This window comes from Sphingobium quisquiliarum P25 (assembly GCF_000445065.1).
Taxonomy (GTDB): Bacteria; Pseudomonadota; Alphaproteobacteria; order Sphingomonadales; family Sphingomonadaceae; genus Sphingobium; species Sphingobium quisquiliarum.
This window is the reverse complement of the sequence record NZ_ATHO01000149.1, coordinates 1-12,302: the sequence shown is the minus strand read 5'-3', so window position 1 is coordinate 12,302 and position 12,302 is coordinate 1. Positions and strand designations below refer to the sequence as shown.

Annotated in this window: 11 protein-coding genes and 1 pseudogene; 11 read left to right on the top strand and 1 reads right to left on the bottom strand. The window is 63.7% G+C overall.

All coding sequences use genetic code 11. The annotated features are described in order from the left end of the window. Positions 1-17 precede the first annotated feature (17 nt). From L288_RS38415 to L288_RS42120, 11 genes are all read left to right on the top strand, one after another. Entirely contained in the window at positions 18-485 is a 468-nt protein-coding gene (locus L288_RS38415) for a Rid family hydrolase (RefSeq protein ID WP_021239473.1), read from the top strand. Between the two features lies 1 nt (position 486). Then, positions 487-1,662 carry an NAD(P)/FAD-dependent oxidoreductase gene (locus L288_RS38410; protein ID WP_021239472.1) on the top strand — a complete coding sequence of 392 codons (1,176 nt, stop codon included), beginning with the start codon at positions 487-489 and terminating at the stop codon, positions 1,660-1,662. Between the two features lie 11 nt (positions 1,663-1,673). Further along, positions 1,674-2,144: a RidA family protein gene (locus tag L288_RS38405; RefSeq protein WP_021239471.1), complete on the top strand. Its 471-nt coding sequence runs from the start codon at positions 1,674-1,676 to the stop codon at positions 2,142-2,144. Between the two features lie 834 nt (positions 2,145-2,978). Next, complete coding sequence (locus L288_RS43960; RefSeq protein WP_021239470.1) at positions 2,979-3,215, top strand: hypothetical protein; 237 nt, start codon at positions 2,979-2,981, stop codon at positions 3,213-3,215. After that, positions 3,212-4,273, top strand: coding sequence for a hypothetical protein (locus L288_RS38395; protein ID WP_021239469.1), 1,062 nt, complete (start codon positions 3,212-3,214; stop codon positions 4,271-4,273). The genes L288_RS43960 and L288_RS38395 overlap by 4 nt, the downstream gene beginning before the upstream one ends. Continuing rightward, positions 4,270-6,336, top strand: a complete 2,067-nt coding sequence (locus tag L288_RS38390; protein ID WP_236613056.1) for a flavin-containing monooxygenase — start codon at positions 4,270-4,272, stop codon at positions 6,334-6,336. The genes L288_RS38395 and L288_RS38390 overlap by 4 nt, the downstream gene beginning before the upstream one ends. Positions 6,337-6,420: 84 nt before the next feature. Further along, positions 6,421-7,626, top strand: coding sequence for an amidohydrolase family protein (locus tag L288_RS38385; RefSeq protein WP_021239467.1), 1,206 nt, complete (start codon positions 6,421-6,423; stop codon positions 7,624-7,626). Beyond that, positions 7,623-9,362 (top strand): N-acyl-D-amino-acid deacylase family protein, encoded by a 1,740-nt coding sequence (locus L288_RS38380; protein WP_021239466.1) that lies wholly within the window; start codon positions 7,623-7,625, stop codon positions 9,360-9,362. Before L288_RS38385 ends, L288_RS38380 begins: the two co-directional genes overlap by 4 nt. Then, complete coding sequence (locus L288_RS0122075) at positions 9,359-9,730, top strand: hypothetical protein (RefSeq protein WP_021239465.1); 372 nt, start codon at positions 9,359-9,361, stop codon at positions 9,728-9,730. Before L288_RS38380 ends, L288_RS0122075 begins: the two co-directional genes overlap by 4 nt. After that, entirely contained in the window at positions 9,727-10,863 is a 1,137-nt protein-coding gene (locus L288_RS38375) for a zinc-binding dehydrogenase (RefSeq protein ID WP_021239464.1), read from the top strand. The genes L288_RS0122075 and L288_RS38375 overlap by 4 nt, the downstream gene beginning before the upstream one ends. Positions 10,864-10,941: 78 nt before the next feature. After that, positions 10,942-11,826: a TauD/TfdA dioxygenase family protein gene (locus L288_RS42120; protein WP_021239463.1), complete on the top strand. Its 885-nt coding sequence runs from the start codon at positions 10,942-10,944 to the stop codon at positions 11,824-11,826. Positions 11,827-11,905: 79 nt separating this feature from the next. On the opposite strand, the pseudogene L288_RS42645 reads toward L288_RS42120, so the two are convergent. After that, positions 11,906-12,289: pseudogene (locus L288_RS42645) on the bottom strand (thiolase family protein); the annotation flags it as partial. Between the last annotated feature and the right edge of the window lie 13 nt (positions 12,290-12,302).

Here is a 12,302-nt window from a genome sequence, read left to right as displayed (position 1 = left end):
TTGCTCGGACGCAAGACATGACCAAGATATTCACGACGATTTTCGCACTCACCCTCGCCTGCGGTGCCCAAGCAGCCGAGGTGACGCGCAAGGGCGCGCCTGCTGCGCCCGTATCCCGCGTCGTTACCGTGCCGGCCGACTATGAAACGCTCTATTTCGCCGGTGTGCTCGCCGACCTGAAGCCCGGTGAACCCGTGCCCGATACGGAGGCGCAGACAACCACCGTGCTGGAGAAGCTCAAGACTTATCTGGGCGAAGAAGGCCTGACCTTCGCCGACGTAGTCATGATGCGCGTCTATCTCGCGCCGGACAAGGCGACAGGGAAGGCTGACAGTGTCGGCATGAACCGCGCATATCGCCGTTATTTCGGCACGGCGGAGCAGCCGAACAAGCCCGCGCGCGTGACCGCGCGGCTCGCCGGCCTGTTCGGCCCGGCGCTGGTGGAGATCGAGGTTCAGGCCGTACGGCCAGTTAAGGGAAACTGACATGACGATGATCGACAGGCGCACCCTGCTGGGTGCATCGGGCGCGGCGCTGCTGCTGGCGCGGACAGGTCTTGCCGGCGCGCAGGTTGTTGGCGAGAGCCGACAGGTGGTGGTGATTGGCGGCGGCATCATCGGCGCTGTCATCGCCTACCATCTCGCCAAGAGCGGCGCGAAGGTGACGGTGCTGGAAAAGGAAAAGCCCGCCGCGGGCGCGACCGAAAAGAGCTTCGCCTGGCTCAACGCTGGCTCCAAGCGGCCGCGCCCCTATCATATGCTGAACCTGCTCGGCATCATGGGTTGGCACCGCTTGCAGGCGGAATTGGGCACAGATGTGCTGCCGATGCAATGGGGAGGCTGCGTCGACTGGACCGCAGGCGAGGACGCCGCGAAAATGCGCGAGGCTATCGCGCGGCAGCAGGCATGGGGCTATCCGGTGCGCGCGATCGGCGCGGCTGAGATTACGCGGCTGCTGCCGGGCGTGACGCCAGGGCCGGTCGATTTCGCCAGCTTCGCCGAGGCCGAAGGTACGGTCGATCCGGTGCTGGCGACGCGGGTGTTGTTCGACGCGGCCAAACGATACGGCGCAAAGATCGAGTTTCCGGTCAGCGTGACCGGCTTCGACCAGGCCGGTGGGCAGGTAAAGCGTGTGCTGACCGACAAGGGGCCGATCGCTTGCGACAATGTCGCGCTGGCGGCGGGTCTCGCCTGCGAGCCGCTGGCGGCGATGCTGGGCGCGAAGGTGCCGGTGATCACCTCGACCGGCGTGCTGGCGCATACAGAGGTGAAGCCCATGGCTCTGCCGCGCCTGGCTTTCGGCCCGGGCGCGAACATCAAGCAGAACCCGGAGGGCAGTTTCGTCACAGGCTCCAGCTTCGGCGGTACGCCGGACGTCAAGGCGACGAGGGAAACCGGCGAGGCGCTGCTCGCCTTCGCCCGCAAATATGTGCCCGCGATCGGCGAGGCGAAGCTCAGCGATGTGACCCTCGGCCACCGCGTGTTGCCCAAGGACAGCTATCCCATCGTCGGCGCGCTCCCGAGTTGTGGCAACGTCTATGTCGCGGCGATGCACAGCGGCATGAGCCAGGGCCCCCTGATCGGCCAGCTTGCTGCCGTGGAGATATTGGGTGGGCCGAAAGCCGACCTGTTGGACACCTTCCGCCCCGACCGTTTCGCCTGAAGGACTATCCCATGAAAAAACTGTTGCTCGCTTTGCCGTTGGCCCTCGCCATCGTTTTTCCCGCTTCGGCTGAAGGTATCAAGCGCACCGAGCGGCCCGGCAGCCCGCTCTCTAATCTGGTTCGGGTGCCGGCCGGCTATGACACTGTCTTCATCTCCGGCACCACCGCCGGCTCGGGCGGCACGCCGATCCCCGAGGGCGCCGATACGAAAGCGCAGGTCACGATCATCTACGAAAAGTTCAGGAACTGGCTGGCTGGCGAGGGCATGACCATGGCCGATATCGTCATGCTGCGCGTGCATCTGGTGCCCGACCAGGCGACCGGCCGCATGGACACCAAGGGCGCGAACGAGGCCTATGCCTTGTATTTCGGCGCGGCCGACCAGCCGCTGCTGCCCTCGCGCATCACCCTGCCGACGAAGCTGGGCGGCCGCGCCATGGCTGAGATCGAGGCGATCGCGGCGAAGAAGCCGGCAAAATAAGCGGACAGGCGGCGGCGTGATGCCCTGTCGCCTGAAGCTTCAAACGAGCAAAAAACCGGCGGCGCGGATCGCGTGCGTAGCGTGCCATAGGCATGCTCGATAACACGGCGCTTCGACCATTCCTCAACCGCACGCCTACAAAACCTCTCCGAGCTCGTCGTTTGCAGCCATGCTCGACTGATAGAGGCGTCAGCGCCCGTGCGCACATGCGGCAGACGACGGTTGCGACCTTAGCCTCTTCAAAGGGGGAGACCGCCACCGAAATAGCGAATAACCGGGAACAGGATGCATTGCTGATCGTCCGCTTTAATCCGCCAGATTGGCAGCTTCCGTCAGAGCCGGACTTTACCGAGAACCAAGTGAGCGACCGACCATGATCGAAGCCGGACGGCGTGTCGAGACGCGCGTCCTTGATGGCGTGCCGGTGATCGCGGCCACGCTGAATCGATCGAGGGGCCCCGTCTATCTCGTCCACCGAGACGCCGGTCCAGATGGCGGCGAACCTTCTCGACGGGTGGGCCAGCGGGTTCAAGAGGGCGCCCAGCCTTGCCCGTCGCTTCTCCGGTCGGCGGATGCATGCAGTGGCGCGAAGGTGAGGGCATCTGCCCTATTCGACGCCGCACTGGCCGATCAAGGCGCCACCCAAAGTCATCGCCAAATATAAAGGGCCGCTATGATGCAGGCTATGAGGCATTGCGCGATGCGCGGCTGAAGCGGCAAAAGGAACTGGGGCAACTGGGGCGGGTGCCCGCCACCCTCGCCCGCATACGCCGGTCGATGTGAAGCCCTGGACGTCGCTAACCCCGCCGAAGAAGGCGATAGAAGCCCGCAAAAATGGAAGTCTATGCGGCGATGGTTGATCGGATGGACCAGAATATTGGGCGCGTCATGGCGACGCTCAAGCGGCTTGGCAGATCCGCTGCAATTCAGGAAGGAAGGGCATTTCCGCATAAGGGGATTTCGGTTGAAGGGAAAAGCAAGCCGCCCATTGTCCAACTGGAAACGGTAGCGTATACTTTCCTCAAGGATTCGCTCGCGAAGAACGAGCGTGAGAGAGGATGTCCCCGATGATCAACCCAGACCAACGTGCCGCCGCCTTCATCCCCAGCGCTCCTCCGGTCGTGATGGACGATGTCTATACGCCGGATCAGATTGACGGCCTGCTTGACGCCGTGCGGGCGGGGCCGCCGCGCCGGTTGCTGACGGCCGAGCTGTTTTCCTCCGCCGAGGAGCTGATGATAGCGACCTCCGGCTCCGTAGCCGAGGGGGTGACCCTGGACCAGTTCCTCGACCCCATGTTCCGGGGCGACCTGGGCCAGCATGGCGCCAGCTTCCACCCGGGGGCCGATGCGGTGCTGTATAATGAGAAGCTGCTCAATTGGGCGCGGCGTTACCGCAAGACCGATTATGTCTGCGCGCGCCAGCTGCATTTCAACGTCGCCTCGCCGATGAAGTGCCAGGACCCCGGCCATTATGACTCGCCTTCCTTCCGGGGGCTCAGCCACACCAACACGCCGATCTGGCTGCTGTCGGTCATGGCCAATTCGCGCCTGTTCGAAGAGTATAAGTCGAAGCTGGTCGCGGTCGTGACCTGGTTCTGGCGCACGTCCGATCAGGGCGGCTTCACCTATTGGCCCGATGGCGCGGACAAGGCGCCGCAGCGGATAGCAGCGCCCCTCTGGAACCGGGGGATCGTCGCGGAAAATGAATCCATGTTCCACCGGGGCGAATCCATCGGCACGCCCGATCAATGGGGGGTGCCGGGCCTCACCTTCGATTCCGTGTTCGAGGGCGATCCCGACTCCGCTTCGGGCTGGCGGATGCGCAGCGGCGACACGGTGATCGGACGGTTCGCGACGGAGGAGTTGCGCTGGCTGTTCCACTGGACCGCGCTGACCTTCACCGACTATCAGGATTTCAAGCGGCATGTCGATCATCTGGACGACCTGACCCATGAGCGCGTGATCGACACGCTGCTGCGTGACCTGCGCGGGCAGGGGATCGGCATCGCGACGCCATCCGATCCGTTGCACGACGAAGAGTTCAAGATGACGCTGCTGCGCAACTATGCGATCGGTTCGCCGAAAATCTATCCGCCCGAAGCCCCGGTCTATCGGGCGGCGGCATGACCATGGCGACGACATATGACCTGACGCCAGAGGAACTGGCCGAGCGCGAAGGCTTCCGGGTCGTGCCCACCGCGAATAGCGCCAAGGGCCATCTGCCGATCCGCGACGAGGCCGCCTTGCGCAATGCCCTGGCCATCGCCGATGTGCCGACGCTGCTCATGACCTATACGCAGTTGAGCGGCGACGGCGGATTTCTCGACCGGTTCGCGCCTCATATCCGGCCGCAACTCCAGGGTGGCGGTGCGGGAATTCCGGCTGATTTGAGCGAGGAACTTCGTGAGGCGCTTTTCGCGCTCCTCACGCGCGATGAGCCGGTGTCCGACGCCTTTCCCTCTCATGCGACCATCCGGCGCATGATGGATGTTTATGTTGGCGAGCATGTTGCGGAAGAGTTCGTGCCGCTCCTGCTGGAGCAGTCGGGCCTTACCGGGGCCCAGGGGGTGGATATTACCGCGCGAAAGACGCCGCCGAAGGATTTCAAGGTCCTGGTGATCGGCGCGGGCATGACCGGTATCGCGCTGGGCGCCAAGCTGGCGGAGGCTGGCTATGATTATGAGATCATCGAACGCAATGACGAGGTCGGCGGCACCTGGTATCATACGCGCTATCCCGGCCTGGGGGTGGATACGCCCAGCCATTTTTATTCCTTCTCCTTTGAACTGAACGCAGACTGGACCCGCTGGTTCTCGCGCGGGCATCAGAACCATGCCTATCTGCTGCATTGCGCGCGGAAATATGGCGTTCGTGACCGGACGACCTTTCGCACCGAGGTCGTCTCGGCCATCTGGGACGCGGACGGATCGATGTGGGACGTGACAGTTCGTTCGCTGGACACGGGACGGGAAGAAACGCGGCGGGTCAATGCGGTCATGTCCGCGATCGGCTTCAACAATCGTCCCAAGGATATCGACATTCCGGGGCATGAAAGTTTCCGGGGCGTATCCATGCATTCGGCCAAGTGGGACGGCAGCGTTCAACTGGAAGGCAAGCGGATCGCCGTTGTCGGCACTGGCGCAAGTTCGATGCAGATTTCGACCACATTGGCCAACGTCGCGTCGCACCTGACCGTTTTTCAGCGATCGAAACACTGGGTCGTGCCGAACCCCATGCTGAACGGACAGGTCCCGGAAGAGGTGCGCTGGGCCATGCGGCATATTCCGCATTATGCCCAATGGTGGCGCCTCTATACTTATTGGAACGCCTCGGACGGGCTGTACCAGAATGTCGTCATGGACCCTGACTGGCACATGCCGGACGTATCCGTGTCACAGGCGAACGAGCATATGCGACAGTTCCTGCTGTCCTATATCGACCAGCATCTGGCCGACCGTCCCGACCTGAAGGACAAGGTGACGCCGGACTATCCCCCCGGCGCGAAGCGGCTGTGCCTGGACGCAGGCTGGTTCGACATGCTGAAGCAGGACAATGTCGAACTGGAGACGAGCGGCATCGAGCGGATCGTCGAAAACGGCATCATCACGCGCGATGGCCGCCTGATCGAGTTGGACGTCATCATATTCGCCACTGGCTATGTCCTGGCGGACATGCTTGCGCCGATGCATATCGAAGGACGTGACGGCAAGACGATCCGCCAGCTTTGGGGGCATGAAGACCCGCGCGCGCATCTCGGCCTTACGGTTCCGGGATTTCCCAATTTCTTCGTGCTGTCTGGTCCCAACAGCGTGCCGCAGCATGGCGCCGGCATCAACATCCTGTCGGAAGCACAGTCCAATCTCGCCATCGGTTGCCTCGACCTGATGCTGTCGCACGAGGGAAGCACGATAGAACCAAGGCAGGCGGCCTTTGATGCCTATAATGACCGGCTGGACCGCCAGCTCGACAATATGATCTGGGGTCATCCGCGCGTAAAAAGCTATTATCAGAACAGCAAGGGACGGCTTTATCTGTCCAGCCCCTGGCGGATCATCGACATGTGGCAACTGAGCCGCAGTCCCGACCCAGAGCATTTTTCCATCGGCGGAACGGCAAGCTCATCGGGGCCGGCGGCGGTGCATGGACGGCCAGCGTCGGGGCCGGACATCGCGCAAGCCCGTTCAGCCTAGCCACGCGGTGATCGGTGCGGTGTTGCTGATTGTGTGCGGCCGCTGCTCCTCACTCCGTCATCGCTCTGTACAGGAAGAAATCGAATGAACTCCGTCGTCAATCCGATACTCGATACCATCGGCGCCACGAGCGATGCCGCGGAGAACAACACCCTGCCGGAAGGCCTGATCTCGGCGGACTCTCACGTCACCGAGCCGCCGCATTGCTATATCGACTATATCGATCCCGCTTACCGGGATCGGGCACCACGCATCGCCACAGGCACTGATAGCGGCGACGCCTTCGTCATTGACGGAATGCCTGGCACGGTGCCTATGGGCATCGTTGCCGCAGCGGGCAAGGACCCGCGCGACATCCGCAAGGGCGAGACCCGCTTCGCCGACCTGCACCGCGGCGGTTGGGACGGCGCAGCGCGGATCGCCGATCAGGAACGCGACGGCATTGCGGGCGAGATCATCTATCCCTCGGTCGGCATGGTCCTGTGCAACCATCCCGATGCCGACTTCAAACATGCCTGCATGTGGGCCTACAATCGCTGGTTGAGCGAGAAGTTCATCGCGGCCGCGCCGGATCGTCTGTTCGGCGTTGGCCAGACGGCGGTGCGCTCCGTGCCGGAGACCATAGAGGAATTTCGCCGGTTCAAGGAACTCGGGTTTCGAGGCGTAATGATGCCCGGCAATCCCGCGACCGAAGAGGATTATGACTCGACCGTCTTCGATCCGCTGTGGGAAGCAGCGGTCGATCTCGGATTGCCGGTCAGCTTTCACATTCTGACCAGCCGCGCGGATGGCGCAAACAGCGTCGGCAGCGCGGGCCAGCGCATTAGCGCGCATCGCGGGCCGCCGCAGAACGCAGCCCAGGCGCTGCTCAAGTCGATCCAGGACATCGTCGGCACCTTCGTGTGGGGGCGCGTGTTCGAACGCCACCCGCAGCTTCGCCTCGTCTGCGTGGAGGCCGACGCAGGCTGGCTGCCGCACTTCGCCTATCGCATGGATCACGGCTACAAGCGTCACCGCTTCTGGATGAAGATGGGCGACATGGAACGGCTGCCCAGTGAATATCTGGCCGAGAATGTTTATCTGACCTTTCAGGACGACTGGACCGCGTTCCGGGTCATCGACATGGTCAACCCGCGGCGCCTGATGTGGGCCAATGATTTCCCGCACAGCGATTCGACCTGGCCGTGGAGTCGCGAGTTGCTGCTGGGCCAGACGGCGCACCTTAGTGAGCAGCAGAAGCGCTGGATCCTCCGCGACAATGCCGCGGGGCTTTATGGGATCGGGCAGTGACTGACGTCTATGATCTGGTGGTGCGCGGCGGCACCATCGTCGATGGGTCGGGCGGGGAACCGTTCACGGGCGATGTCGCGATCGCCAGAGGACGCATTGCGGCGGTGGGCACCGTCAATGAGCGCGGGGCGGAGGAGATCGACGCCGCAGGTTTCATAGTGACGCCCGGCTTTGTCGATATCCACACCCATTATGACGGTCAGGTCACCTGGGAGGAGACGCTCACGCCGTCCTCAGGCCATGGCGTCACCACGGCTGTCATGGGCAATTGCGGGATCGGCTTCGCGCCTTGCCGCCCCGGCGACCGCGAGCAACTCGTCCATCTGATGGAAGGGGTCGAGGATCTGCCCGAGCCAGTGCTGACCGCAGGACTGCCATGGCGCTGGGAAAGCTTCCCGGACTATCTCGATTTTCTTGAAGCGCGACGGTTCGACATCGATGTCGCCACCCAAGTGCCCCACGCGGCGCTGCGCGTCTATGCCATGGGTGATCGCGCGGTGCAGCGGGAGCCCGCGACGGCGGAGGACCGCAAGCTGATGGCGCGGCTGACGAAGGAGGCTATGGACGCCGGGGCGCTTGGCTTTGCGACCTCGCGCACGATCAATCACCGGTCGAGCGACGGCACCCACATTCCGACCCTGGAAGCGGCTGAGGAGGAGCTTGCCACCATTGCCGAGGCGGTGGCGGCAAGCGGGCATGGGGTGTTGCAACTCGTCTCCGATCTCGACGATGTAGAGAGTGAACTCGCGATGATCCGCCGGATCGTGGAGCGGTCGGGGCGGCCACTGTCGATCTCCCTGATGCAATGGCACCATTCGCCCGAAAAATGGCGCACCGTGCTGCGCTGGCTGGAAAGATGCCGCGCGGACGGACTGCCGATCAAGGGTCAGGTCAGCGGCCGCCCCGTTGGAATGCTTCTGGGCTTTGAAATGGGGATGAACCCTTTCAGCTTCACGCCGAGCTTCAAACGGCTGGCGGAGCTTTCCCCGTTCGAAAGGCGGTGCGCGCTGGCCGATCCGGCAACGCGCGCCGCTATTATCAGCGAGACGCCTGATCCGTCGGATCATGTCGCTGCGAACTATATTCGCGGCTTCGGAGATATGTATGCGCTGGGCGCTTCGCCCGATTATGAGCCGGACGTCAGCGACAACATGGCGGCGCGTGCCGCAAGGTGCGGCACGACGCCTGAGGCGGAGGCCTATGACGCCATGCTTGCGGAAAAAGGGCAGGGCGTGCTGATGCTGCCCAGCGTCAACTTCGCCTACGGCAATCTGGAGCCTTCGCGCGAGATGCTGTCGCACCCGGATACGGTTTACGGTCTGGGCGATGGCGGCGCGCATCTTGGCTTTCTCTGCGACGCAAGCCTGCCCACCTTCATGCTCCAATATTGGGTTCGGGACCGGCAGAAGGGTCCGCGTCTTGGCCTGTCTGAGGTGGTACAGGGGCTTACCTCCGATCCGGCCGCCGCTGTCGGGCTGAACGATCGCGGGAGGATCGCTCCGGGCCTGAAAGCCGATCTCAACATCATCGACTTCGATCGCTTGAAGCTGCTGTCGCCGCGTGTGAGCCATGACCTGCCGGCTGGCGGGCGCAGAGTGACGCAGGACGCTGAAGGCTATGTCGCGACGCTTGTTTCGGGCGTGCCGATCCGCTGGAACGACCGGCCGACCGAGGCGCGTCCAGGCAAATTGGTGCGCGGCTCCGCACAGCGGCTTCCCCAGGGAGCTTCATCATGAACGAAATCCCCATCGCGGGTCGGGCGACGCAGTTGAAGCGTTATTGGATCGCCCCAGATCGTTGGGACGATTATATGAGGGTCTGGGAGCGGATCGCCTTGATCCGCCGCCGCTGTGGCTTCGACATCCCTTTCGCCTACGCCGATCGCGAAAATAGCATTTTCACCTGGGCGATAAGCCACGACAATTTCGCAGAAGGCGCTGCCCGCTACTATGCCGATCCCGAACGCAAGACCGTCAGCCGGACCGACTACGACCCTGCCACGGGCGCCTATTCGATCGACGCGTCACGAAGCGAGGGGCAGGCAGTGGAGGACTATATCGTGAAGGCCGAAATCGATTTCGTCACGCCGGTAGCGGTGCCATGAACATGCCTGCTGCCGATGCCAACCGGGTGTTGCGCGTCGCCCGGCCGATCGACGGGTTGCCCGTTGCGGAAGACTTCGCGGTCGAGCCGCTGCCGATGCCTGAGATTGGCGACAGGGAGCTGCTGGTCCGCACCATCTACATCAGCATCGCGCCGGGGGTCCGGCCGCTGCTGCCCTACAAGGGAGAAGCGCCGGATGTCGCGCAGGGAGCAGGGGCTGGCCGCGTCGGTGGCGCGGACGATGATGTGCCCAACCCAACGCGCATCGGCATAGGCGAGCGGATGCGATCGGGCATTGTCCCGTCCATGTCCAAATTCGCGGGCGGGACGGTCGGCGAGGTGATCCAGTCCCGCCACCCTGACTATGCGCCGGGAGATTTCGTCTTCGGCGGCCGCTATTGCCAGCTCTACGAAGCGATCCATGGCGATGCATCTATCAAGCTTGATCCAGCCCAGTTGCCGATCGAGGCCGATCTTGGCCTGCTCGGCCGATCGGCTTTCACGGGATGGTGCGGTTACCGCCGGGTAGCGGACCCGAAAGCGGGCGAGACGATCGTGGTATCTTCGGCCGCAGGCGCGGTCGGGATGATGGTGGTTCAGCTTGCGAAGCGGGAGGGGCTGGACGTGATCGGCATAGCCAGCGGCGCCAGCAAATGCGATTTCGTGCAGACGCTCGGCGCGCGCGCGTGCATCGATCGCAAGGCCGAGGATGCCGGCGCAGCGCTCGACCGGCTCGCGCCTGCGGGAGTGGACATTTATTTCGACAATGCAGGCGGTTTCCTCCAGCGCCCTGTGTTCGACAGGCTGAAGCCCTTCGGCCGGTTGATCGTGTGCGGGATGGCGGCGGAATATGGCGGCGCGGAGCAGAGCGTCCTGCCGACCGGCACGATCCTTGGCAAACGCCTTCGCGTTCAGGGATTTGTCGTGCTCGATTATGAGGATGACTATCCCGCTTTCCGGGAGGAAGTGGTCCGGCTTTGGCGCGAAGGTTCGCTGGCCTATCGTCAGCAGGTCTATCACGGCCTCGAAGAGGTGCCGCAGGCGCTGGCGGATTGCCTGAGCGGACAGTCGGGCGGCGGCAAGCTGCTCGTGCAGGTCAGCCCGGACACAAGCGTGGGCGGGCGCGGGCCTTAGGCCGGGCGCGACATCAGGATTCACACAGCAGCAGCGGGTCAGGCCGAACAGGCCGTGGCGCCGAACTGGAGATGAAGCATGCAGGGAAATTCCCCGTTCGAGACAAAAGCCTTGGAGCCCTTCGGGGTCGAGGTGGTGCGTGACCTTTCCGTTCCAATGAGCGAGGGCGAGGGGGAGGCGCTTCGCGACCTTTTCTACAGGGAGAAGCTGCTTCTCTTCCGCAACCAGTCCATCACCGAAGATCAGCATGCAGCGCTGCTCGCCCATATTGGGCCGGTTCTGGGTTCAAGGGGCGAGTATCGGGAGATATCGTCGGACGGCAATCTTGGAGCGGGGCCGCTCTGCTGGCACAGCGACCTTTCCTTTACCCCCGAACCCTTCAAGGGGCTTTCGCTCTACGCACTGGAGGTCAATCCAGGGCAGAGCGCCACGCGTTTCGCCAGCGCCACCCGCGCGGTGACGTTGCTCCCCAATGCGCTTCGCGCGCGTGTGGCGGAGATGGACGCGGTCGCGCTCATCTCGCCGGTGCAATCGCATCGTCAGCTTGCCTATACGCTGCCCCCGTTCTTCCCGCAGCAGACCCGTCCGGCGATCCTGCCGCACCCGGAGACTGGAGAGCCGGTGCTCTATGTAAGCCAGATGCAGACCGCCAGGATCGGCGGACTGCCGCAGGAGGAAGGCGAGAACCTCCTGGAGGAGCTGTTCTCGACCCTCTATGCGCCGGAGAATGTCTATGAACACCGCTGGCATGATGGCGACCTGGTGATCTGGGACAATATCGCGCTTCAACACAGCCGCCCGGATCTGACCACGCACACGCCGCGCCGGCTGCGCCGAATAGCGCTTGCGGCCAAGAGCTTCTTTGATCTTTGTCCTCAGTTCGACCTGAACGATCCGCGGGTCGCTGCCTGGGCACGCGGCGACATCCATGCGCTAGACGAGATCGCCGAGGAGGCTGGTTGACGCTGTTTCCGGCATGACGAGGACAGGCGCGCCGCTCACCGGCATTTCTCCATCGCCTGGCGTGCCAGAGCGGACAGGCGGGGCAGGGCTTGGGCGCGTTCGTCATGCTTTCCATGCCGCCCGCGACGATGATCCCGGCCCCGCCCGCGGCAATCGCTTCGGCCGCCATGATCGCCGCCTGCATGCCCGATCCGCACATCTTGTTGACCGTGGTGGCTTCGACCGACCGGGGAAGGCCAGCGCCCAGCGCCGCCTGCCGTGCGGGCGCCTGACCAAGCCCGGCGGGAAGCACGCAGCCCATATAGATGCGGTCCACAGCGTCCGGCTGCACGCCCGCGCGCTCGACAGCGGCCTTGACCGCCACCGTGCCGAGTTCAGTGGCCTTGAGCGCCGAAAGCGCGCCCTGGAAACCCCCCATCGGGGTGCGGGCATAGCCAGCGATAACGACAGGATCGTCCTGCATCCTTGCTCTCCTA